The organism is Pontibacter sp. 13R65 (genome assembly GCF_047525655.1).
Lineage (GTDB): Bacteria > Bacteroidota > Bacteroidia > Cytophagales > Hymenobacteraceae > Pontibacter.
In genome coordinates, this window is sequence record NZ_JBLIQL010000017.1 from 78,719 (window position 1) to 103,729 (window position 25,011).

Below are 25,011 nucleotides of genomic sequence, written 5' to 3' on the forward strand. Positions count from 1 at the left end.
CTTCGAATGCATTTTTATATAAATAATTTTTCTTGATCAAACTGCTCTTCTTGCTTCTGCTATTTCACCACAATCGTTATATCTTCCTTATTCGAGCGCTTCGTTTTCACCCATAGCACCTTACTCTCTGCCTCGTAAAACCAACCATCTTCTTTCTCCACAGCTGCAGTTGTTTTCAGGGCTATTGCTTTCTTCCCGTTTTCTGTCACGCCGGCTGGTGCCTTCTCTCCGTTCCAGCGGATTCTTGCCAGGTAGTTATGTGTCGGCGCCTGAAAGTTTCCTTTGGGCTTCTGAACTTTCAAGGTTAAACCAGCAGCAGTTTTTTCGGAGGTTATCTCTGTAATGGCATACGCTCCTTTCTGGTAGTTCAGGCTTTGGCCGTCGTCCTCGTACAGTTCGAACCTGGAGGAGCCGTGCGGGAATACATCCAGCGTAATGGTATGCACAGGCTTCTCTCCGATATAACGCATCTCCGGCTGCATGGGCAGAATGGCTCCGCCTCTGGCAAAAACCGGAATGGTGTCTAAGGGCGTAAGCACGTGCACGAACTGGCGGCCTTTGTACTGTTTGCCGGTCCAGTAATCGAACCAGGTGCCTTCAGGCAGGTAAACCGTTCTGGTTTTGGCCCCTTTGGTAGTTACCGGGTTTATGAGAAGGTTGCTCCCGAAGAGGTATTGGTCGGTGATGTCGTATACGTTCGGGTCGTTTTGGTGCTCCAGTACCAGCGCCCGCATGAGGGGGGTACCGGTTGTGTGGTTTACATAAGCCTCGCTGTAGATATACGGAATGAGCTGGTAGCGTAGCAGATCGTATTTTTTGAAGTTGCGCAAGGCATCTTCGCCATAGTTCCAAGGCTCTTTATAGTTGGGGTGCTCCATGCCCAGCAGGTGTGCAATGGGGCTGAACATGCCAAACTGCACCCACCGGATATATAGCTCCGGGTCCGCCACATGCTCAAAGCCGCCCATGTTGTGTGACCAGTAACTTACACCCGACATACCCACATTCAAACCAGCTTTAATGACTGGCGCAAAATACTGCCACTCGCTGGGCCAATCGCCAGCCCAGATAAAGGGGTAACGCTGAATACCGGCATAGCCTTCGCGGGTGTGAGCCATGCCGCGCATGCCGTTGTGCTCCTGAAACTTCTCGAAAGAGGCTTTGGTGTAGACCAGCGGGAACACGTTATGCATCCATTTAATATCATCTCCTGTAGGGCCTACCTTGTCGCTTTTGTTGGCAAGGCCGCCAAAGGCGCTGCCTTCGTCTGTTTTTAGGAACATGGCTCCCTGGTCGGCAATGCGTTTCACGCCGTTTTCCCACCACCAGTCTACCGCCTTCTGATCGAAGAAATTCACGAACTCGCTGGGGTTGTCTTTTTCAGGATATACAAAACCCGCGGCTCTTGCCTGGTCGAGCAGGTTCAGTTTGGTGCCATTGTCGAAGCGTGGGCGCAGGTGCAAGCCTACCATTTTGTAGTTCATGGCGTAGAGGCTGTCGAACATGCCTTTCGGATCCTTAAATGTTTCGCGCCACTCGAATGAGGTTGCTCCTTTGCCTCCCACTTTACCAAAAATGCGCCAGGTAGAATCGAGGTGCAGCAGGTCGGCGGGGATACCATGTGTTCTGAACTTACGCCCCAGTTCCACCACATATTTATCAGAAGTCAGGTGCTCATATCCCCAGGTGCCACCGCTATAGGTGCCCACATGCAGCCCTAGCGCAAACTGCGCCACCATAGGCGATTTACCGGTAAGGGAAGTGTACTGGTCAAGAAGATTCTTAAAGGAAGGACCGTTCATGAAATAATAATCCAGCTCGCCACCTTCTGCCTTAAAACTATACGTCTCGGGGTTGCTGTTGCCCATATTCCACTCAGTCGCGTAGGCTGTGTGAAAAAAGATGCCGTACCCCCGGGTGCTCATAAAGAAAGGTACCGGGCAATAATTGGCTTCGAGTATATTGTACGCACCCACATGGTGTGGCAGCCCTTTGCCCCGGCCCACATCCATCTTCAGTCTCTTGTTCCGCTGGTCCAGAAAGTCCATGCGCTCGCCAAAACCGAAAAAATGCTCATCAGGCAATAGTTGCTTTTTCACCTGCACGGCCTCTCCTTGCTTGGCTAAGCCACCCTCCTTACCAGCCAATGCATCGGCCGACAGCAACTTTCCATCAGCAGTAGAGACTTCTAAGCGGAAAGGGGATTTAATCACTTTTACATGCAGCTTCTCTGTTTGGAGAAGGAAATGGTCGTTCTGTTCCGATGTCTGCAGCTGCACCGCAGGCCAGTCGTACTTAACGACCATGTAGGGCTCGTTGGGCAGAAACTGTTTGTTCCAGCTGGCGCGTACCCGAAACATATCTGGTGTGCAAAACTCCAGGCGCACCTCCCCTTCTGCAGTTGTAAAATAAACCTCGTTCCCTTTTTTCTGGAAACCTGATTGGTAATTTCCGATGCTGGTTTGAGCCAGTGCAGGAACAGAGAGAGAGAAAAGGATAGAAAGTATTGCTTTAAATAGAAGCTTCCGGTACATGTCTGAGTTTAAACGTGATCTACTCTTCATAAAAAACCTGCCTTAACCAGTTCTGGCCTTTCACGAACGTTTGTTAAAATTAGTAGTAGTGTCCGAAATTCCTATCCTGTACTGTCCTGTGAAGTTTAGTTGATATTTTATGAACCGGCTCTTATCAATTCTTCTAATGAAACAGCCCTTCCAGAGGCTCTATTGCTACTGCTACTTGTCTGAATCACCAATTTAAAGGATTACCCAGGTCTCCTAGCCTTGTGCCTGGAGCTCAGCATAGGGCTCATCCTTTTGAGGTCCTTGATAAAAGATTCTTTAAGAGTTAAACAATTCATTTTAATCTACCCTTTGCTGGGCCTAGTTTCCGACTACGCCCAGCAATTATTTGAAAGGCGAGGTGCCAATCAACTCAAAATTCTCACTTGATTATGCAGAAATTTCTAATCAACACATTAGCACATTACACGCGGCCCATTACCTGGTCCATGACCCATGCTGTTCTGGCAGCAGATTCGCCGGTACTCGGACATTTGCCCTGGCCTCTTAACTCATCTATAATAGTTTGGATGAGCGGCTGTTGCACGTGGGGTGGGTTCGGAAGATTAAATTGCTGCACGCCTGCTTTTGTTTCCAGTACCACCGGCTCGTTGCTAAAGCTAGGGAAACGGATCGCGCCCTGGCTGCCAACAACTTCATTAGAGTCCTTTCGCTGCGCTTGGGCTACGCTAAAGCACCACACACCGCTGCCTAGCACGCCATTCCTAAACCGGAATTGTGCCGTTACAATGTCTTCGGCGGCATAAAGTCCCGCTTGGTTTGCGGCCTGACCTGATGCTGCCTCTATGGGCCCGAGCAGGTAGTCCAGGAAATCGAGCTGGTGCGCGGCCAGGTCGAAAAAGAGGCCTCCTCCGGCTATTTCAGGCTGCACACGCCAATCGAGGTTGGGCTTTGGTGGCTGGCTTAGCTGCACGTTTACGTAGCGCACCTCTCCTATCGCACCGGCCGCTATAAGCTCTTTTACCTTCAGGAACGAAGGCAGGCAGCGGCGGTAATAAGCCACAAACAAAGGCACCTGCGCCTGCTGGCAGGCTTCCAGCATCGCCTGGCTCTCCTTATAACTAAGTGCCATGGGTTTTTCTACATACACAGGTTTTCCGGCAGCTGCTACCTGCAGGGTGTACGCCGCATGCGAATCGGGTGGTGTGGCAATGTACACGGCATCTACGTCGGGGGAGTTTATCAGGTCTTCGGCCTTGTCGTACCAGTTGGGCACTTTATGCCGCTGTGCATAGTCACGGGCTTTGGCGCTGTCGCGACGCATTACAGCCACCAGCTCCGAGTGCTTTATTTTCTGAAAGGCCGGCCCGCTTTTAACTTCGGTTACGTCGCCACAGCCAATTATTCCCCAGCGTATTGTTTGCATCATTTGCAGTGTTTGTTCTGTCACAAGTTAGAACTCCTTTCCAGATAAACAAAAAGAGAAACCGCCAGCAGAATAATTACAGCATACGACTCCAATTATTCTAATGATTTTGCCCTTCCAGAGCATTATGCAGCTTGTTTGGCATTAGGGTTTCAAACATAGGTTCTATGAGCTTCACTGCTCTTTCCTTACAAGAACCGAGTCATAGAAGCATCCTTTTTAAACCAAATGCATAACTGCAACACAGGTTACAGCAGGTTGCAGGCCAGCATGAACAAGTGTTACTTTAGCTTTTGAGTACAGCATTACCTGATGCCTAAAATGAACCTGTTGGAGAACAGGAATCCTTTTTCCACACAATCAGAAATGAAAACCGATGAGAAAGAATAGCCTTGCTTTATTATTTGTAGTTGCCTTGCTGGCGATGGCCTGTGTTCGTCAAAAAGCCGAAACTCCGCTAGCTGATGGGCTTCCGAAGCTAGACTGGCTGAAAGAGGTCGGTGCTAAAAACATGCCTTCCGGAAAAATGGTTTTTGAAGCCACTCAATACGGTGCTGTAAACGATGGCCAAACCCTTAATACGCAAGCCATACAAGCCGCTATAGATGCGTGTGCGGCTAAGGGAGGTGGCATTGTAACTTTTAAGCCCGGCCAATACCTTACGGGCTCCATCTTCCTGAAAAAAGGCGTGCACCTGCGCCTGGATAAAGGCGTGGAAATTTTAGGCAGCCAAAACCTGGCCGACTACCCCGATATGGACACCCGAGTGGCCGGCATTGAAATGAAATGGCCTGCTGCTCTCATAAATGTGCTGGACCAGGAGAATGTAGCCATAACCGGCGAGGGTGTGGTGCATGCCCAAGGCAAGCCGTTCTGGGACATGTACTGGAAAATGCGCAAAGAATACGAACCCAAAGGGCTGCGCTGGATCGTAGACTACGATGCCAAACGCCCCCGCACGCTGTTGGTTTCCCGTTCATCAGACGTTACCATCAAAGACATTACCATGAAGCAGGCTGGTTTCTGGACCATCCATATTCTTTACTCCGATCATATTACGGTAGACGGGGTGGTAATACAGAACAACATCGACGGCCACGGCCCCAGCACCGACGGTATCGACATAGACTCCTCCTCTTATGTGCTGGTTCAGAACAGCGACATCGACTGCAACGACGATAACTTCTGTCTGAAATTGGGCCGTGACTGGGATGGCCTCCTCGTAAACCGCCCCACAGAGTATGTCCTGATCCGCGACTGCATCTCCAGAGCCGGCGGCGGGCTGATCACTTTTGGCAGCGAAACCTCCGGCGGCATACGGCACGTGGTGGCTTATAACCTCAAAGCCAAAGGCACGGGCGTAGGCATACGGTTTAAGTCAGCCACAACAAGAGGTGGTACGGTAGAGGACATTTACATGCACAACTTTGAGATGGACAGCGTGGGTACGCCCATAGAAGTATCGATGAACTGGAACCCCAGTTATAGCTACTCCACCCTACCCGAAGGCTACAGCATGGAGACCGTGCCGCAGCACTGGAAAACCATGCTGACTCCGGTAGAGCCGGCCGAAAGAGGAATTCCGAAGTTCAGGGATGTGTATATTTCAGATATTAGAGTAAACGAGGCCCGCAAAGCTTTATCAGCAGCTGGCATTAAAGAATCGCTGGTGGAGAACTTCCATTTTAAAGACCTAAGCATTAAAGCCAGTACCGCTGGCCAGATAAGCTATGCCAAAGACTGGACCTTCGAGAACTCTCAAATCACGACCAAGGACAACAGCACCATCAGCATAAAAGAAAGCACAGGGGTAGCTTTAGAATAGATAAGAAGCTAAAGGCTGCAAAAGCAAGAGCGGGTGCAGGAGGTTTAACCTCTCCTGCACCCGCTCTTGCTTTAAGTGAGTGAGAAATAATGTCGGTCTGGTAAAATGTTTAGTCCTGTAGCTTAATTAGTCTTCGCAGAAGCCATCGCTTTTACCGCATTAGGTTTTGGATCTTTTGGTTGTTTATGTTTTTTTCTTCTTCCCCACCAGATCATAAAACCGGTTACTGGTAAGCTAGCTGCTATCAGGCTGGCAAAAAAAGCGATAACCTTCCCGACAATGCCGCCTATGGCTCCTACGTGTATGTCGTAGTTCATGCGCATGATTTTATCTGCTACCGTGGCATCGGCAAAGCGTCCGTACTGGTGTGTCACCGGAATCTCTTCAAGCGTATGCTGATCGTAATAAATATAATCCCCCTTCCAGTAAGTAGAAGGATCAGGATTTATGGCTACTTCTATAGACGAAGATTTGTTTTCCGGCACATGCACTTCCATTTTGGCGTTGGTGCCTAATATCTCCGGGTACTTTTTCATCCAGATCCGATCCATGGCGGGACTGGCCTGACTAGATGCATCTATGGCGGTGGTGTCAGAGAGAGGTTCGTAAAACTCTACCAGTTGCTTGCCACCAGAGGCTGCCCAGTATACCGACTTGGCAAACCACTGAAAGCCCATAACCAGGCCTGTAATACCTATAAAAATGGCAACCCAGGTCATGTAAAAACCGAGCACGTTGTGGGCGTCGTAGTTCACGCGCCGCCACCTGGCGCTCCACTTAATAGAGAAGCGCTGCTTGCGGGCTGCTTTGTTCTTAGGCCACCACAGCACCAGCCCGGAAATCAGCATGAGTACAAATACCAGTGTGGCAGAGGCTAAAATAGGTTGCCCAATGTGCGGAGGCAGCCAGAGGTAATAGTGCCCCATGATCATGAACCGGAAAAAATCTTTGTCCATGTCTTTTACCTTCAGCACCTGGCCAGTATATGGGTCGAGGTACACCACAAAGTAATAGGTAGGCTCCTCCAAACTGAAATACGACACCTGGGCCGCTTTACCGTGGGCAAAACTGACACCGTGCGCATGCTTGCCCGGCACTTCGGCATCGGCAATGGCTTTGAGCTTAGAAGGAGGCAACTTCACTTGCGCCTGCTGCTCCACAAACTGGTATGGTTGTGTGGCCTCTTCTATTTCGCGCTGAAATGCCAGTATGCAACCTGTAATGCCCAGAAAAAGCACCAATAGCCCGGATGAAAATCCGAGCCAGAGGTGCAGTTTGCCAATTAGTTTTTTCACTGCCATTTGTTAAAATTTATAACCGATGCTTACACGATAATTGCGAGGGGCCTCTGTTTGCCAATAGTAGCCATCCATGGTGCCGTTGTAATCGAAGTCGTAAGGGGAGCCGGAATAGAGGTTTGTATTGAGCAGGTTGTTAACTGTTAACCCCAAACTTACTTTCTTAAGCTGGTAGCTCAGGCCACCATCTAAGCGGAAGTAATCAGGAAGGCCACCCGGTGTGCCATCTGCCACAAACCACGGGAAACGGTTTATCTGCCACTGGTACCCCCCCGAAAAGCCCAGACCTTGCAGCGGCCCCTTCTGCAGGGTATAAGTAAGCCAGCTATTGGTTACATGCTCGGCATAGCCCGAAACTTTCAGGCCAATGCGGCTGGCTTCTATGTCTTTTGTGATTTCAGAATCGGTATAGGCATAATTGAACATCACGTTAAGCCCTTTCGTCAGCTCACCACGCACATCCAGCTCTACACCTTGCGTTTTGGTCTGGCCCAGTTGCAGGGAAAAATTCTGCCCGGGGTCGCTGCTCGGATCTGCCACCAGTTGGTTGTTTTTGGTAATCTGATATACCGAAACCGTTGTATTGAAACGACCGTTCAGCCAGTCGCGCTTAAAGCCTACTTCCATGTTGTTACCTGTTATCGGTTTCACACGTTCCCCGCTTCTTAATGCTCCAAGCTGCGGAATAAAAGCCTGATCATATAAGGCATAGAGTGAAGTATTACTGCTAAGAGAAGCACTCAGACCTACTCTTGGGCTGAACTTTTCGTTTTTGACAGAGGCGCCATATTGCTCCGTTGTGGCACTGGTGTAGCGACCGGCAAGTGTCAGGCGCAGTTTATTCTCGAAAAAGCCAAGCTCATCCTGCACGTACACTGCGCCATAGCGCTGCGCCAGCACGTTGCCTCCTGCTCTTTCGCGCAGTGGTTTAGAGCGATCAAAAACAGGCACACCACCTTCGGCAAAGCCATAAACAGGATTATAAATATTAAACGGCCTGTCTTTATCAAGTTGGAAAGACTGGTTCCAGTCCGCAATATATTCTTTATTGCCGTAGTCAAGGCCGCCTAAGATGCGGTGCGTGATGATGCCGGTTTTAACAGTACCGTTCAGGTAAACCTGTCCGAATTTACTGTCGTTCTGAGCATCCCAGCTGTTGGTGGTGCGCTGCATATCGCCGTTTTGTGCTACACTGCTTACCCAGAGCGAACTGCCTACCTGGTTGTAACGGAAGTAAGAGGCCTGCGCAGTCAGTTTCCAGTCGTTGTTCAGTTGGTGTTCAAATATCAGGAAGGCGCTGTTGTCGTGCATATCCGATGGCTCCAGATTGGGGTCGGCAATGGTAAAGTTGCGGGGCAGGTCCTCGTAGCCACGTGCAGAGAACACATAAGCAGAACCAATTGCCGACATGCGGGAATACTGGTGCGTGTACTCGGCTGTAAGGGAGGTTCTGTCGCTGAATTTATATTTGAGCACAGGTGCAATAGAATAGCGGTTGTTGTACTCGTAGTCTCGCCAGGAGTCTTTTAGCTGCCCCATCACGTTCAGCCGGTACTGTAGTTTGCCATCGGAAGTGAGGGTGCCATCCAGATCGGCGGTAGCGCGGTAGGTGTTAAAGCTGCCAAACGTGAAACCAACAGATTGCCTGTTAATGCCAGTCGGCTTTTTGGTAACTACATTGTAAAAACCAGCCGGGTCGCCGTTGGCCAGCATAAAACCGGCCGGGCCCTTCACAAACTCGATGCGCTCCACAAACGCCATATCTTCCGAAAGCGGGCCCCAGGTCGACTCCACATTCATGCCATTGCGGAAAGGTGCAATACGCGCCCCCCGCATGTTCAGGCGTGTATAGTTACCCCAGTGCTCCTGCGCCGTTACGCCACTTACGTTCCGCGCCACTGCCTCCGACATATCAAACGACTGCTGTCCTTTTATCAAACCTTCGGTAATTACCTGAATATTCTGTGGCGTTTCCAGCAAGGGTGTGTTAGAACGTAACGAGGCAGAAGGAAGATCGGCTTTAAACTGGTTTCTAGCCCCCTGCACCACCACCTCTTGTAACCTTGTGGCGCTCTCCTGTAGGGTAAAGTTGGCCCGTACAGTCTGGTTTGGAGCTACCGTGATAGTTTGTTCCTGCGGCTCAAGGCCTATTTGTTGTACAATTAACTGATAAGTGCCAGGTCTTACATTCGTAATCTTAAAATCACCTTCCACATTCGTAGTAGCTCCTATGGTAGTTCCTTTTAGCCCTACACCTACACCCATAGCAGACTTGCTATCGGTGGTAGCAACATGCCCTACCACTGTGCCTTGTTGAGCAAGGGCTGGAAGGCTGGCGAATAAAATAATGACGAGCACCCGGAACGGTGCTGTAGCATTTTTGAATAAAGTAGAAAGACAGATCATATTTGCCGTATTTAAGTTTAGAACCATTCTAAATAGCGACAAATATAGAGGTATAAAAATATCAAAAGCAAATTTTATTTAGATTTGGTCTAAATAAAATTTGCAAAAACTTTTTACTCAGTAAATGATTCTATTCACTCAAATTTTAACTGAGGCCGTGTTACTTAGACGCAGTATATGGTAGCTCATTAACAACAGAATTCTACCACGGACAGTAGTTGTGGAGGCGACATTCTATGACTATAGGACTTTAAAGTGAATAGGTTAATTAATTCAAGTATAGGTGCATCCAAGCCTTGTGGTTTTTCCTGTTGGCATGTTATCAGGTTGCAAAAATATAATGGCAGCTATTGCTGTTTCAGTCTAATAAAAGCACCATTTCTCCCCGAGTTATCAACATTTCTGATTCTATATGTAGAATAGTAGATTACCTACCTTGAAAATCCGCTCCACTTAAAAACCTCTGAATAAGCACACTAGATAAAATACTTCATTAACTAAATTCTGCTAATGAAAATAACCTTCCGGAGGCAAAAAGCTCTTAACAGCACTTAGGTTAGTAAAGGGTGAGACCTAGCTGTAGCTACAATACTTTGTGCAGTTTCTGGTAATCTTGGGGAGTAAGTTTGGTTATGGACTTAAAATAGCGGTTAAAGTTTGAGAAATTCTGAAAACCACTTTCAAGGCATATCTGTGCAATGGGCAGGTTGCCCTCCATCAGTAACTTACAGGCATGCCCTACCCGTATCTCCTGCAGAAACTGCATATAGGTTTTGCGGGCGTGGGTTTTAAAATACCGGCAGAAGGCATTGGGCGTAAGGTGCACCAGCGCAGCTACCTGCTCCAGCTTTATTTTAGACGAAAAATGAGCAAGTGTGTAAGTGTGTATGTCGGACATGCGCTTGGTATCAACCTCATTTAAAGAACTTTGGAACCCACTGGTGCACAAAAAGGAAGTTTCGGAGGAGTGCGCAATGGTTTGTAGCACCTGGAGCAGCAATAAAATACGCTCCAGCCCCACCACATCCGAAAGCTTCTGCATCAGCCTGCTCACTGTTTCCTGCGTTTGTCCTGTAACCCGAATGCCTTTCTTCGCTTTTTGGAAAAGCTCCTTCAACAGGCCCAGTTCCGGCAGGTTCAGAAAGGGAGTTCCCCAGAAATCGGGCAGAAACTGCACCACCAGCGCCTGGCAACCCTGCTCCTGCTCCCCCTGCCAAAGCGCTTCATCGCTCCGCCAGAAGTGTGGCAAGTTTGCTCCTAATAAGATCAAATCGCCTGCCTGAAAATTCTCTATGTTGTTGCCCACAAATCGGATGCCCCTGCCTTTCTGAATAAATGTTAGTTCCAATTCGGGGTGGTAATGCCACTGGTTATAGTCGAGCGGGTTAACGTTGTTTCGGACCTTAAACGATTGCTCCGGAGCAATATCTAATTTCAGGAGTACAGGCTTCATTAGGCAAATATTAACTTACAATTTTGACCTTTGCTAATTAAAATGTTAAGATAATATCAAAAGTGGTTAATTTATAAGATAGATCAACCTTTTTATTTAGCGTAATTTGTAACTTGTGCTTGTGCCCTGTAAACTAAATTATCCTGATCAGCAGGCAAACTTGGTATCAAAAACACAATACCTGATTTTGAACTTGTGGCAAGTGCTGCAAACCTCTTATGTGCCTTTTAGCATCTAGTATCTGATAACATATGAAAGTCGGTTTATTTATTCCCTGTTACATCGATCAGTTTTACCCGCAGGTGGCGGTGGCAACACTCCAGCTGCTCGAAAAACTGGGTGTAGATGTTGATTACCCGCTGCAACAGACCTGCTGTGGCCAACCTATGGCCAACTCCGGTTTCTCGCACTACACCCAAGGCTGCGACAGCCTGTTTGTAAAGAACTTTACGGGCTACGATTACATTGTGGCTCCTTCCGGCAGTTGCGTGCTGCATATTAAAGACCACCTGCACGACGACAAGAACCAGGCAGCCGCCGACCAGATCCGGAGCCGCATCTACGAGCTGTGCGAGTTCCTGACCGATGTGCTGCAGGTAAAAGAGCTGCAGGCCAGCTTTCCGCACAAGGTTGGTTTCCATGTAAGCTGCCACGGTCAGCGTGGTTTGCACCTCTCCCAAATGTCGGAGCTCAACGCTGAAGATTTCTCGAAGCCTGGTTACCTGCTGGGCCTGGTAAAGGACATTGAGCTGGTGCAGCTAAACCGAAAAGACGAGTGCTGCGGCTTTGGAGGCACCTTCTGCGTGTCGGAAGAGGCAGTATCGGTAAAAATGGGCAAAGACCGGGTGCAGGACCACCTGGAGCATGGCGCAGAGTATATTACCGGCGGCGACGTGTCTTGCCTGATGCACATGGAAGGTATTCTGAAGCGACAGAAAAGCGGGGTAAAAGTATTACACATTGCAGAAATTTTAAATGGCCAATTATGAGTAATTCAACATACATAGCACCTACCGACCATGCCAAGGCGGCAGATAAGTTTATGGAGGATGAGGAGCGCGTAAACTGGCACGACAAGGCGCTCTGGTTTATACGCGAGAAAAGAGATGTAGCTTCCAAGCAGCTGCCTGAGTGGGAACTGCTGCGCGAAACGGCTTCTCAAATCAAGCAAAACGTACTGGCCAACCTCGACACCTACCTGGAGCAGTTTGAGCAAAACGCCAAACGGAACGGCATTACCGTACACTGGGCAGCCGATGCAGCCGAGCACAACCGCATTGTGCTCGACATCATCAACAAGCACGGCATCAAGAAGCTTGTAAAAAGTAAATCGATGCTGACAGAAGAGTGCCACCTGAACGATTACCTGGCCGACAACGGCATTGACGTAGTAGACACTGATTTGGGTGAGCGTGTGGTGCAGCTGGCACAGGAGCCACCAAGCCACATTGTGCTGCCTTGCATCCACAAACGCAAAGAAGAAGTTGGTGAGCTGTTTCACAAGCACCTGGGCACCGAAAAAGGTGCCTCTGATCCCGCATACCTGACCGAAGCAGCCCGTCAGCACCTCCGCGAAAAATTCCTGACCTCTGACCTGGCTATCACAGGCGTAAACTTTGCCATTGCCGAAACTGGTGGCTTTGTGGTATGCACTAACGAGGGCAACGCCGATATGGGCGCTCACCTGGGCAAAGTGCATATTGCCTGCATGGGCATCGAAAAAATTATTCCGAAAGCCGAGAACCTAAGCGTGTTTCTGCGCCTGCTGGCCCGTAGCGCTACCGGCCAGCCAATTACCACCTACTCCAGCCATTTCCACAGGCCCCGGCCAGACCAGGAAATGCACATTGTATTAGTAGACAACGGCCGCAGCATACAGTTAGGCCGCAAAGATTTTTACAACTCGCTGAAGTGCATCCGGTGCGGAGCCTGCATCAACACGTGCCCGGTTTACAGGCGCAGTGGCGGCCACAGCTACCATTATGCTATCTCCGGTCCTATCGGTGCTATTCTGGCTCCGAACATGGACATGAAGAAGAACGCTGACCTGCCATTTGCCTCTACCCTCTGCGGCTCCTGCAGCAACGTATGCCCGGTTAAGATTGACATACACAACCAGCTGTACCAGTGGCGGCAGGTACTTGCCAAAGAAGGACATGTACCTACTGCCAAGGCACAAAGTATGAAGGTAATGGCCAATGTTATGTCTAACCCGACTCTATTCAGAGTAGCAGGTAAATCAGGCAGGTTTATGATGCGCTTGGCTCCTGGCCTCGCTAACATCAAAGCCGTAAACCCCTGGGCCAAGCAGCGCGATATGCCGGAGGCACCGAAAGAGAGTTTCAGAGATTGGTACATTAAAAACAAGAAGAAATCATGAGTAGCCGGGAAGCCATATTAAAACGAGTAACAGCAAATAAACCTGCAGGCCCTCCGCTGCCAGCTACCTTAGCCTTTGAGCCACTACCAGCCGATGCGCTTATCGAAAAATATGTGCGCATAGCAGAAGCTGTGGGTACCGTGGTGATGCAGGTGGAAAACCTGAGCGCCATAGGTGCTTACCTGAAAAAGCATTATGAAACGCCGGAGCGGGTACTAAACACGGTGAAAGGTGTTGGTTTTGGGCAGGAACTCAGCGGCCCGATAGAAGATGGCCACACACTAGCAAACCTCGAAATGGCTGTGGTGCAGGGCACCTTGGCTGTGGCAGAGAATGGAGCTGTGTGGGTTAGCGAAGAGCACTTGCCAATACGTGTGCTGCCCTTTATTACGGAGCACCTGATGCTGGTGGTATCGGAGAAAGATGTGGTGAACAACATGCACGAAGCTTATGCCAGGCTGGATGTGTCAGTGCCCGGTTTCGGCGCCTTTATCTCCGGCCCCTCCCGCACCGCCGATATTGAGCAATCGCTGGTAATTGGCGCACATGGTCCAAAACGGGCCCATGTGTTTTTGGTAAAATAACTTTTTGCATCCTAACACATAGCTTCTACAGGAGTTGTAACAAAGCTCCTGTAGAAGCAAAAAGCGGCATCCCCTGCAGGTACCAGAAACCTGCAGGGGATGCCGCTTTATACAATTGCCCATACCCAAATGGGAAGCGGCCAATTGATACTCGCCTCCTCTCCTTTTGTTGGAGGATCAAAACATGGAATAAGGACTGTATGCACTGAGCAAGGTATGATTGTTTGCACAGAGCATTTTGGTTTGTATACTGTTTATAATTTCATTCCAATCCCTAGTCTTACGCCGGCATCGAGCATCCGCTGNGATCAAAACATGGAATAAGGACTGTATGCACTGAGCAAGGTATGATTGTTTGCACAGAGCATTTTGGTTTGTATACTGTTTATAATTTCATTCCAATCCCTAGTCTTACGCCGGCATCGAGCATCCGCTGTTGATAATCTACTGGTCGGAAAGGAATAATAGCGTGCTGCTGTAGCATAGGATTAACAAATGCTGATATTTTTGGAGTAAAATTGAACTTCACACCGATACCTGCCATAGCCCCAATTCCAGACTGATCGTCTATGGAGCTAGTACTTGTTTCGAACTCAGCCACTGCGCCTGCGTTCACGAAAAAGTGCTTCAGGAAATTGGCTCTAACCGTTAAAGGAATCGATACAAGATGGAGATTGCTCTTTGTAATTGATCTGCCTCTATCCGGGTCAAATGCAGATGCCGATTTAATCCGATACTCCTGGTAGTTCACGCCTGCTTCTACATCAAGCCAGTTGTTCAACGGTTTAAGGTAGGACAAGCCAAATCCATAGAACCCACCCCCGCTGTAACTTCCCGCACCCTCTAATTGAGATCTTAGTATTTCATTTCCTCCTTTAGAGAAAGTAATATTCAGTTCGCCCTTGGCTTTATCTTGTGAGAAGGCTGGTATTCCTAATCCCATTAGGCAGGTTGTAAGCAATAGTATTTTTTTCATGTTTTTTTTCATTAATTCAGCTATAGGCTAAAAGCCAACGAAGATATCTTATATAGCGAAAGATACAAAAGTTTAAAGTACATGCAATTATTATGTAGCTTGGCTGCTGTAGTGGCCATTCTGAGATATACAGAGTAGTGGCTATCTGTAGCAGGCGGAAAAGACATAAATAGCACCTGTACTCCTTTTACTTTTTTTGTTCTTCAGTTAATATACTTGCTGCTGGGAGACTTCTAACAAAGACTCATAAGAATAAAAAGATTGCCAGTGCCACAAGTTAAAGTCGTTCATAAAGGCTGACAATTTGTACAGTCTTCCAACCCTTTGTAGTGTATAAGCGTTTGCTGAGGGTTACTTCGATAAGACCATTGCCTTTTACTAAAACTGAATGAGGGGGCGTATACAACTCTGGATCGGTTAAGGTAGGAGGCTGCGGCTCAAGCAGGAGTTGGGTAAAATCACTATCAAAAGCAAAGCGCCACACCACCACTTTCCTAGCATATAATGGTTTAATATTGGGATCGAAGTCAGTAGGCTCCACCCGTCCAAACGACTGTTGCGGCCAGTGATGAACAAAAAGAAAAGAAGGCTTCGGATTGTGCTGATTTTTTCCGAAAATGCTTACCTCAAGTAACATATTAGGTAAATCACTTATTTCTTCCAGCATATCAGTAGAGGCCGTTCCGTCCAGATTGATGTCCAAAGCCAAATTAGATTCAGAGTGTATAGGTTTATAAGTGCCATGAAATTTTTCATGAAGAGCGGCTACATTTTCATTAGGAGCCACATCAGAAGATTGTTGACACGCAGTTAGGCTTGACAGCCCAGCTAAGATAAATAGTAAGCTCGCTTTCATGTTTGTTCCTCTAAAGAGCGAATTATGTTTAACAGATAAAGCTAATTATTTAGAGGATTATTTTTACTGAAGACCTATAAAACTTTTGTTACTCCCCTACTTTAGGACTGACAACGATCGCAGCAAAGATTTTATTAATTAATTGAAGCTGCTTCTATTTTATTTTAAGTGTAGTTTCATCATTATGTCTGTTTGTTCATCGTTTCCTAATCTAAAAATGTGCTTACTAAATTCTACGAAACCGTTTTTTTTATAAAATTTGAGCGCTCTTGAATTTTCTTCCCAAACTCCTAACCAAACATAATCCACATTTCTCTGCAAGGAGACCTCCATTGCCTTATCGTAAAGTAATTGACCAACTTTTTTCCCGTGAAATTCTTTTAGAACATAAATCCGTTCGATTTCAAGGGCATTTTCATCCTTTATTTCAGTCTGTGATTGCCCAACGTTGACTTTTAAATAACCGATTACCCTATTGTCAGTTAATGCAAAATAAAATTCAGAATTTTTGTCTACCAGTTCGGTTGTCAGCTTTTCTGTTGAAAACCCTTTCTCCAAATAATCTTTCATATTCTCCTCGCTATTTCCTGACGAAAATGTTTCGGCAAATGTCTGTCTGCCAATTTTCTGTAATTGATCAATCTCGTTTACCGTTACTCTTTTTATTTTAGTATTCTCCATTCTTGTATAAATATTCTTTTTGTTATTGGGTTGCAGCTAATTCTCAACAATAGGGTACATTCAGTTTATCAGCAATACGGCTGGATATATTTTTCTATTCTTCAGCCACTGTCACTCATAAGCAAATGCATTCCTCCTAATAGCTAAATAAAAAGCAATCCTCTTACAAGCAGAACAATGGTAAAGCAGCTTGCTAACCTCATAGCCTCGAGCTACTGATGCTTATACACGCAAAAAAAAACGCCGCTGCTAGGCAACGGCACTTTTCATCATTCACAGTTTAATTTTGCACTTGTGATTTTTAACAGGCTCTTGGTAGTAGGCATCAGCATGGACTTTAAGCGGCAGCCACCCCAGCAATTTTTACTAAGAATTGCTGAAGAGGTATTAGCGCTGGTCCCACCACACTCTGTTCTCCAAGATAAGGTCCCCACCTTGTTGCGATGCATTTTCGTTGTTTGTAGCTCTTTCTGTTTCGGGGTACATAAACCGAAGTGGCCTGCCAACTACACCCGTAGCAGCTGTACCCGGAAAATTCGGCATGCCTAACCGGCGATAATCATTCCAGGCCTCTATGCTGTTTATGCTGTTCAGCGAAAGCCACTTTTGTGTTATAATCGATTCTATTTTATCTGTGGCATTATCGAAGTTCACATTTGGCTGTGCATTGTAAGCTGCAAACTGGCCTGCATCTACATTCAGGTAATTAAACGATTCTTGAATACCTTTCTCATAGAGTGTTTTGGCATCGCCGCTAATCCAACCGCGTTGGACAGCCTCTGCTTGCAAAAACAAGCTTTCGAAAGAGCTTAGCAATACGCTTGGCTGGTTAAGCGCCTTAAACAAGCCCGTAGGTTGGTTGTTATTTTCAACCCGACCTTTAAACGGTGAGGTATTGGCTCGGCTGTATTCCGGGTTGCTGGCATCAGGGTTGCCGAACAGCACCCCCTTGTACTCTCCGTTAACAGGAAGATACAAAGCAGCCAAACGCGGGTCGTTGCGCTGCTTGTATTGTTCCAGCAAGTAAACAGTTGGTCGTATGTTAAGGTAATTAGCAGTAGCACCTCCCTGCACATCGCGGTAATAGGTTTCCCAGAAAGGGTTCATTTTGCCAGCCGTGCTCAGGTAACCCGGATTAACAAAGGCATTATCACCGGCATCCATAAAGCCAGAACCTTCCTGCGTAATTTTTCCGAGCTCAGCTATTATATAAGCCTGGTTGTTAGCCTCACTCTGCCGCAAAAGGGCTCTTAGTTTTGCGGTGTTTGCAAATTTAACCCACAAATTAATATTGGCCCCAAACATAACATCTCCGCTTGCATCAGCTGGCGTTACCGTGGCGCCTTTAAGGTCTGCTATACCTTCTGTAATTAAATTAATGGCTTTCTCATACACCACTTTGCCAGGTTCGTATCTAGGGTTTGTGAAGTTTGTTCCCTGCACCGCCTCATCAAATGGCACATTGTTATATACATCTACCATGCGAAGAAACAACCAGCCCTGCATAATTTTAGACGCACCCAGGTAAAAGCTGGCACCACTGGCCTGCGCCTCTTCTCTTATCAGCTGAAAATATAAGATATTGTTATAGCCGGTTTCCCATACCGGAATTCCATCTCGCTGATTACGGATAGCCGCATTGTAATTTTTAAGGTCGAAGAACAGGTTAACACCGTCGTTGTTTGTTCCCCAGTAGCCTCCCCAGAAGGCTCCCACCTGGTTTAGTTGCAGTGCTTCCTGGTTTACAGTAGCAACCAGGGCGGCCGGTAGCTTAGCACTCAAGGGCAGGTTGTTTGCACCTGGTTTGTTAGGATCGTAGTTTACATCAAAATAACTTTCGCAGGAGGTAAGCCCCGTAAAAAGCAGCACGACTATAAGGACCTTTTTAAAAATATTCATCTTGTTTTATCTGTATCAGCCTTTACTGAAAAAGCTGCCTCTTATTATAAATTAGCTAAAAAATGTCTTATTATTAGAAACGGCAGTTCACATTAAAGCCGTAGCTCCTTACCGGAGGCACCTGCCGGAAGCTGGAGTAACCATCGGTGCTGTTGTAAAGGTATTCCGGATCGCCCAGGTCGTTATCTTTATGCCGGATAATGAACAGGTTGGTGGCCACAAAACCTATTCCCACTTCGCGCAGGAATCTTTGTTTTGCCAGAATGGAAGCTGGCAGCGAGTAACTTACGCTTAGTTCGCGCATCTTCAGAAAATCTGATTTGGCTGCTGTGTTACGTTGCCGCTCTCCCTGCGAGGCCCAGAACTCGCGGCCTCCACCTGATGTGAGCACGCTGGTATTAGGCTCGTACACACCTGGTGTAATAATCTGCCCTTCTTCGTTGCGTACCGGCGCAGTTACTTCTACTACTGAGTTTGGCCACACAAATGCCTCCCGGCCGTAAGCTGCTGTAATGGGGTGCGTACCGGCTTCGTACATGGCGGGCACAATTTCCGAGTACATCCAGCCCCCCAGACGGCTATCGAACTGAGTAGCCACAGTAAAGCCTTTATAATTAAAGCTAGTGAAAAGGCCCATCAGGTGCGGTGGCACAAGTGGCCCTAACAGTACATTGTCTGTTTTTTTGCGCGGATCGCCGTTTGTATTGCTTGTAATAATTACTGCACCATCCAGATCGTCGTTTACCCGCTCGTAATCGCTCAGCCACAGGCTCGGGAACTGCTCCCCCACCATAGCAAAAGACTGGCGAAAGTTCTGCCTGGAAGTTGCTCCTCCAAACAGCTCCTTCACAATGTTTTTGGTATAGGTGTAATTTACACCAACGTTCCAGCGAACTTCCGGCGTACGGATTACATCTGTATTTACACTCAGCTCCAGAATGTTGTTAGTCAGGCGTCCGGAATTTACCAGAGCGGCATTATAGCCGGTAGCTCTGGAGACAGGCGCTGTAGAAATCTGACCATCTGAGTCTGAATAAACATAGGCAGCATCTATGTTGAGGCGGTTATTGAAAAAGCCGAACTGAAAGCCTGCCTCAAAAGAGGTTACAAATTCTGGTTCTATGTTCGGGTTTGGATCGGTAAGGCCGGGCAGGAAACCAACAGAGGTGCCAAACGGAAAGCCATTGGCCTGCGCATAGGTATTGTTGAGCATGTAGGGCGTAAGCGTAACGTTACCGGTTCGGTTCCAGGAAGTATAGAATTTGGCAAACGAAACCTTTTCAGAATCCCGAAGAAAATCAAAAGCATCGCTGGCCACAAAGGCTGCGCTCACCCCAGGGTAGAAATAAGACCTGTTCTGCGGGCTCAGCGTAGACACCCAATCGTTGCGGCCGGTAAAGGTTAGATACAAAAAGTTCTTGTAGCCGGTTACTAACTCACCGTAGACCGCCATGGAGCGTTGCTCTGTTATAGTTACACCTCCTGTTAGTTCCCCGGTGCGGCTGCCGGGGTTAAGCACATCCGGGTAAAGCAGGTTGCTGGCACCTATATTATGTGTTTTACGATAGTCGGTGCGCAGGTTATGGCCCAGCAGCAATCGGGCTGAGAAATCGCCAACCTCCTTCTTGAAATTCAGCATCAGGTCGCTGTTAAAGCGCTGATAATTGTTACTACCATCGTCTATGGCGCCATTAGTGTTGTTAGCACGGGTGGTCTGGAACTTACGGGTAGTGTTGCGGGTATCCTGGTTCAGGCTGTACATGCCCACCCGATACAAGGCACTAAACCAGTCTGCAAAAGTATAGTTCAGGTCTATCTTACCATTTATAATCTGCTGGTTGGTCTGGTTGCGGATATTATCGATCAGGAAATAAGGGTTGCGTACCCAGCTGCCGTTTGGTGTAAAGTAGTTGTTAGGGTTACCTGGCGAGTTAGGGTTTTCCCAGTCTTTAATGAAATCGTAATCGAAGTTGGCAGGCATTCGGTAAGCACCAACCCAGGGGCCATCAGGCGTTACGTTGTTTTCGTTGTCTATAAAGTTCACGTTATAGGAAGTTTTAAGCCTGCCAAAATCACGGGAACCATTAAACCGAAGATTTATGCGTGTGTTCTCATCTTTTGGAATAACACCAGTCTGTCGCACATGCTGGGCCGACACAAAATACGTGCTCTTGTCATCTCCTCCTGAAAAAGAGATATCGTTCTGGACATTAACTCCAGTATTGAACAAGTTGAGGCGGTTGTCGCGACTGGGCGCTGCGTACAGAAGCTGTGGCTGAGATCCATCAGGAAGCGGCGTTCCAAAATCGCGCATGGTACCATCAAAAGCAGGTCCCCACGATTCGTACAAAGAGGGGTCATATACACCGTTAGCACCCTGTCCATATTTTGTTTGCGCCTTAGGCAACAGGTACACATTAGAAAAGGTAGTGGTATTGCTCAGGCTAATAGTTCCCCGGCCATTGGTGCCGTTTTTGGTGGTAATCATAATAGCACCGTTCACACCATCAGAACCATACAGGGCAGCGGCATTGGCACCTTTCAGCACCGTTACACTTTCTATATCGTTGGGGTTTAGTCGGTTAATGTCGGGCATTGGCATGCCGTCTACTACATAAAGCGGAGCATTTACATTGCGTCCATCTATGGTGGCGGTGCGGGTAAGCGAACGGGTACCACGCAGTGTTACCTGTACACCCGGGTCTACTTTGCTGTCGTTCATGTTAATGCGCAGGCCAGCCACCTTGCTGCTCAGGCCCAGCAACGGATTTACAGTCTTGCCCTGATTCAGGTACTCGTTGTCTACCATTTGAGCGGAAGAGCCGAGCTCACGGGCGGGGCGCTTAATGCCCAATGCACCTGTTACTACTACCTCCGCCAGGTTGTTGCTGCTAATTTCTAAAGCCATGTTGGCTGTTTCGGTCTTTGTCATTACCGGAAGTTCCTGCTGGTGGTACCCTACAAACGAAAACACGAGTACCTGTCCCGAATTTGCGCTAATGGAGAACTTGCCGTCAGAATCGGTGGTAGCAGCCTGCGAAGTATTTTTGATGCGGATGGTTACGCCAGGCAAGGGAGTACCGGTTTCTTTCTCTATTACCCTACCGGTAATGGCCCGCTCTTGCGCCCATGCACCCACTGACAGGAAGAATAAAGAAAAAAGTAGAAGTAAATATTGCTTCATGGTAGAATATGATGAGATATACTATTTAAAATTAGTCTAAATAATTTAACTTTGGCAAAGATATAGCCCCGCCGGGATATAACAATGACGCACAAAGGAAATTTGGTAACGCTAAAAGGAGAAATTTCGAAAGTTTCTGCACCGCCTGTTGAAGCACCGCACCAGGTCTGGGACTTCCGTAATCTTTTCAGAATCAGCGGAGATGGCTTTATAAAGCGGGAACATCAGTTTGCAGAAACCGGCCAGGTATATGAGTATTCTTCTAAAGGAATCTATTTCAGGCACACCTGCGGCTGCTTTAAACCTCAGCCTAAACTGGTAGTGGAGCCGGAGCAGCCAGTGGTACATATGGCCTTTGCTCTGAACAATAGCCGAACGCTTAGCATAGCCCCTGCAGGTAAAACGATTGCCCGCCTGCAGCAGCACCAGCACAACCTGTTTTTGCTGCCGAGCCAGAAAATACAAATGGAGTGGCCTCAGGAGCAGGAGGCGGAGTTCTTCGATATCTTTATCAGCAGCGAAAGCTTTTTCAAATACCTGCCGCAGAGTCACCCGCTTTACCGCAGCTTTCTGCAGGGCATGGCACAAAACAAGTCTGCTCAGCTCAGCAGCAGCAACCTGCCACTTACCCCCCGCCTAATTTCGCTGCTGTTTGAGATCCTGAACTGCCAGTTTAGCGGGCACTGCAAATGCCTGTTTGCAGAAGCAAAGGTGGTGGAGTTGCTGGCCCTCCAGCTCGACCAGCATGGGCAGCAGGCAACACAGGCCAAACATGAAAGCCTGAAAGCAGACGATGTAGAGAAAATGCAGCAGGTTAAGGACATTATGCTAGCAAACCTCCACACTCCTATTACGCTAAAGGACCTGGCTCACCAGGTAGGAACCAATGAGTATAACCTCAAAAAGCACTTTAAGGAGATTTTTGGCACAACCGTTTATGGCTACCTGCAAAAGCATAAAATGGAACAGTCGCGGGAGCTCCTGCTGCAGGGCGAAGCCAAAATAGCTGCAATAGCCAGCCAAATGGGTTATAAGCACGCCACCCACTTTACCTCTGCCTTTAAAAAACATTTTGGTTTCCCGCCTAACAAGCTAAAAGCTGTATAAGCCGCCACAGCTACAGTGGCTGGTATTAGGCTGGTTCAGATAGTATACACGATGCTAAGAAGTCTTCTCTCTTAATGCCTTGCATCCCGTGTTCCTTAAAAGCCTCCGGGAGGGCATTTTCATTAGAATAATTTGAAAAATGATGAAAGGCAGGACTGCTTTTGAGCAAACACACTATATTTATAGTCTACAAAACTACATCTATGCGAAAATTAAGTTTACCTAAGGCTGGTAGTACAGCCGTTTTATCAGCTTGTTTGCTGGTTGGCACTGGCTGCTCCACCAGCACTCCACCAACAGATACCACTACGGCTACAGCCGAAGAGGTGCCTACTACACCGGCCACCCCACAGCCCCCCCAGCCGCCTGTTGCCAAAAAGCAGCCCAAACAACTCACCACCCACGGCCATACCCGAACCGACAACTACTACTGGCTCAACGAGCGGGAAAACCCGGAAGTGATCGAGTACCTAAAGGCTGAGAACGCTTACACCAAACAAATAATGGCCCCCACCGAGGAGCTGCAGCAAAAGCTTTTCGACGAAATAGTGGGCCGTATCAAACAGACAGATGAATCAGTACCTTACAAGCGTAAAGGATATTTTTACTATTCCCGCTACGAAGCTGGCAAAGAATACCCTATCTATGCCCGTAAAAAAGGAGCCCTGAGTGCGGCCGAAGAGGTCATGCTAAACGCCAACGAGCGTGCCGAAGGCAACAGCTACTATGCAGCCGCTGGCATGAATGTAAGCCCCAATAACCAGCTGCTCGCTTTTGGCGAAGACACCGTGAGCCGACGCCAGTACACCATCCGGTTTAAGAACCTCAGCACCGGCGAGTTACTACCAGACCGCATTCCGAACACTACCGGTACCGCCGTGTGGGCCAACGACAACAAAACTATTTTTTACACCATGAAAGATGCCGCTTTGCGCTCTTTCAAAATTTTCAGCCACACCCTCGGCACTCCCAGCTCCCAGGATAAAGAGGTTTACCACGAGGCCGACGAAACCTTTGGCACCTTTGTCTATAAAACCAAATCCGATAAATACATCATTATTGGTAGCAGCAGCACCATGGCGCAGGAGTACCGTTACGTGGATGCCGCTAAACCCAATACTGCTTTTAAAGTGATTCAGCCACGGGAGCGCGGCCTGGAATATAGCGTAGATCACTTTGGCAATAACTTCTACATCAGAACAAACAAAGATGGGGCTACCAACTTTAAGCTGATGCAGACACCTGTTACTAAAACGAATAAAGCGAATTGGAAAGACGTAATTCCGCACCGCGCCGATGTGTTTCTGGAAGAAACCGAAATTTTTAAAGATTACCTGGTGCTGCAGGAGCGCAAAAATGGCCTCACGCAGCTGCGCGTAAAAAAATGGAACGATCCGAAATCAGATTACTATGTCGATTTTGGAGAAGAAACCTACACCGCCAGCATCAGCATTAACCCGGAGTTCGATAGCCAGGTGCTCCGCTACGCCTACAGCTCCCTTACTACCCCAAGTTCCACGTACGACCTAAACATGCAGACGAAAAAGAAGACGCTGCTGAAGGAACAGGAAGTGGTTGGCGATTTTAACAAGGAGAACTACGAGGCCAAACGCATCTATGCCACAGCCAAAGACGGCACTAAAGTTCCGATTTCGTTGGTTTACCGTAAAGGCCTGAAACTGGATGGCAGCAATCCAACCTTGCTCTACGCTTATGGCTCCTACGGCATCACCATGAACCCGAGCTTTAACTCTACCCGCCTGAGTTTACTCGACAGAGGCTTTGTGTATGCCATTGCTCACATCCGGGGTGGGCAGGAAATGGGGCGGCAGTGGTACGAAGACGGTAAGCTGCTCAAAAAGAAGAACACCTTTACTGACTTTATCGATTGCTCCGAATACCTGATTCAGCAAAAGTACACCAACCCCGACAAGCTTTTTGCACAAGGCGGCAGCGCGGGTGGTTTACTAATGGGTGCCATCCTGAACATGCGTCCGGACCTGTATAAAGGAGTACATGCTGCTGTTCCGTTTGTTGATGTGGTAACTACCATGCTTGATACCAGCATTCCGCTAACTACCGGTGAGTTCGACGAATGGGGCAACCCAGCTGAAAAGCCATACTACGAGTATATGCTTTCTTACTCCCCGTACGACAATGTAGAGGCCAAAGAATACCCGAACATACTCGTAACCACCGGCCTTCACGATTCGCAAGTGCAGTATTTTGAGCCGGCCAAATGGGTTGCCAAGTTGCGCGAGCTCAAAACAGACAACAACCTGCTGCTGTTCCACACGAATATGGAAGCAGGTCATGGTGGTGCATCCGGTCGTTTTCAGCCTTACAAAGAAACAGCTCTACAGTACGCCTTCTTCCTGACGCTGGCAGGCGGAGTGGAACAATAAATATTGCTT

The 25,011-nt window shown here is 47.9% G+C and carries 16 protein-coding genes; 6 read left to right on the top strand and 10 right to left on the bottom strand.

Going from position 1 to position 25,011, the window contains the following annotated elements; translation table 11 throughout:
* Positions 1-59 precede the first annotated feature (59 nt).
* The gene (locus ACMA1I_RS17400; protein ID WP_337069697.1) at positions 60-2,564 is read right to left on the bottom strand and encodes a glycoside hydrolase family 31 protein; all 2,505 of its coding nucleotides are present in this window, start codon (positions 2,562-2,564) and stop codon (positions 60-62) included.
* Positions 2,565-2,985: 421 nt separating this feature from the next.
* On the bottom strand, positions 2,986-3,951 hold the full coding sequence (locus ACMA1I_RS17405) for a Gfo/Idh/MocA family oxidoreductase (RefSeq protein WP_337069698.1): 966 nt from the start codon (positions 3,949-3,951) through the stop codon (positions 2,986-2,988).
* 373 nt (positions 3,952-4,324) lie between these two features.
* On the opposite strand from ACMA1I_RS17405, the gene ACMA1I_RS17410 reads away from it, so the two are divergent.
* Positions 4,325-5,773 (top strand): glycoside hydrolase family 28 protein, encoded by a 1,449-nt coding sequence (locus tag ACMA1I_RS17410; protein ID WP_337069699.1) that lies wholly within the window; start codon positions 4,325-4,327, stop codon positions 5,771-5,773.
* A gap of 122 nt (positions 5,774-5,895) precedes the next feature.
* Here the strand turns inward: ACMA1I_RS17410 and ACMA1I_RS17415 are convergent, their stop codons facing one another.
* The 3 genes from ACMA1I_RS17415 to ACMA1I_RS17425 all read right to left on the bottom strand — a co-directional run bounded on the left by ACMA1I_RS17415 (position 5,896) and on the right by ACMA1I_RS17425 (position 10,930).
* Positions 5,896-7,074, bottom strand: coding sequence for a PepSY-associated TM helix domain-containing protein (locus ACMA1I_RS17415; protein ID WP_337069700.1), 1,179 nt, complete (start codon positions 7,072-7,074; stop codon positions 5,896-5,898).
* A 3-nt stretch (positions 7,075-7,077) separates the two neighbouring features.
* A complete protein-coding gene (locus ACMA1I_RS17420) occupies positions 7,078-9,477 on the bottom strand; it encodes a TonB-dependent receptor (protein ID WP_337069701.1) in 2,400 nt (799 codons plus the stop codon).
* 583 nt (positions 9,478-10,060) lie between these two features.
* Positions 10,061-10,930, bottom strand: coding sequence for an AraC family transcriptional regulator (locus tag ACMA1I_RS17425; RefSeq protein WP_337069702.1), 870 nt, complete (start codon positions 10,928-10,930; stop codon positions 10,061-10,063).
* A 251-nt stretch (positions 10,931-11,181) separates the two neighbouring features.
* On the opposite strand from ACMA1I_RS17425, the gene ACMA1I_RS17430 reads away from it, so the two are divergent.
* The 3 genes from ACMA1I_RS17430 to ACMA1I_RS17440 are packed head-to-tail and all read left to right on the top strand — an operon-like array spanning position 11,182 to position 13,894.
* Positions 11,182-11,919 (top strand): (Fe-S)-binding protein, encoded by a 738-nt coding sequence (locus ACMA1I_RS17430; protein ID WP_337069703.1) that lies wholly within the window; start codon positions 11,182-11,184, stop codon positions 11,917-11,919.
* The gene (locus tag ACMA1I_RS17435) at positions 11,916-13,310 is read left to right on the top strand and encodes a LutB/LldF family L-lactate oxidation iron-sulfur protein (RefSeq protein ID WP_337069704.1); all 1,395 of its coding nucleotides are present in this window, start codon (positions 11,916-11,918) and stop codon (positions 13,308-13,310) included. Before ACMA1I_RS17430 ends, ACMA1I_RS17435 begins: the two co-directional genes overlap by 4 nt.
* Positions 13,307-13,894, top strand: coding sequence for a LutC/YkgG family protein (locus ACMA1I_RS17440; protein ID WP_337069705.1), 588 nt, complete (start codon positions 13,307-13,309; stop codon positions 13,892-13,894). The genes ACMA1I_RS17435 and ACMA1I_RS17440 overlap by 4 nt, the downstream gene beginning before the upstream one ends.
* A 385-nt stretch (positions 13,895-14,279) precedes the next feature.
* On the opposite strand, the gene ACMA1I_RS17445 is transcribed toward ACMA1I_RS17440, so the two are convergent.
* The 5 genes from ACMA1I_RS17445 to ACMA1I_RS17465 all read right to left on the bottom strand — a co-directional run bounded on the left by ACMA1I_RS17445 (position 14,280) and on the right by ACMA1I_RS17465 (position 21,490).
* Entirely contained in the window at positions 14,280-14,870 is a 591-nt protein-coding gene (locus ACMA1I_RS17445; RefSeq protein WP_337069707.1) for an outer membrane beta-barrel protein, read from the bottom strand.
* Between the two features lie 277 nt (positions 14,871-15,147).
* The gene (locus ACMA1I_RS17450) at positions 15,148-15,726 is read right to left on the bottom strand and encodes a hypothetical protein (protein ID WP_337069708.1); all 579 of its coding nucleotides are present in this window, start codon (positions 15,724-15,726) and stop codon (positions 15,148-15,150) included.
* A 159-nt stretch (positions 15,727-15,885) separates the two neighbouring features.
* The gene (locus ACMA1I_RS17455) at positions 15,886-16,407 is read right to left on the bottom strand and encodes a GNAT family N-acetyltransferase (protein WP_337069709.1); all 522 of its coding nucleotides are present in this window, start codon (positions 16,405-16,407) and stop codon (positions 15,886-15,888) included.
* A gap of 387 nt (positions 16,408-16,794) precedes the next feature.
* Positions 16,795-18,306: a SusD/RagB family nutrient-binding outer membrane lipoprotein gene (locus ACMA1I_RS17460; RefSeq protein ID WP_337069710.1), complete on the bottom strand. Its 1,512-nt coding sequence runs from the start codon at positions 18,304-18,306 to the stop codon at positions 16,795-16,797.
* A gap of 73 nt (positions 18,307-18,379) precedes the next feature.
* Positions 18,380-21,490 (bottom strand): SusC/RagA family TonB-linked outer membrane protein, encoded by a 3,111-nt coding sequence (locus ACMA1I_RS17465; protein ID WP_337069711.1) that lies wholly within the window; start codon positions 21,488-21,490, stop codon positions 18,380-18,382.
* Between the two features lie 84 nt (positions 21,491-21,574).
* Here ACMA1I_RS17465 and ACMA1I_RS17470 point away from each other — a divergent pair, with 84 nt between their 5' ends.
* Both ACMA1I_RS17470 and ACMA1I_RS17475 read left to right on the top strand, forming a co-directional pair.
* Positions 21,575-22,597, top strand: coding sequence for an AraC family transcriptional regulator (locus ACMA1I_RS17470; protein WP_337069712.1), 1,023 nt, complete (start codon positions 21,575-21,577; stop codon positions 22,595-22,597).
* Between the two features lie 203 nt (positions 22,598-22,800).
* The gene (locus ACMA1I_RS17475) at positions 22,801-25,002 is read left to right on the top strand and encodes a S9 family peptidase (RefSeq protein ID WP_337069713.1); all 2,202 of its coding nucleotides are present in this window, start codon (positions 22,801-22,803) and stop codon (positions 25,000-25,002) included.
* The last annotated feature ends 9 nt before the right edge of the window (positions 25,003-25,011 follow it).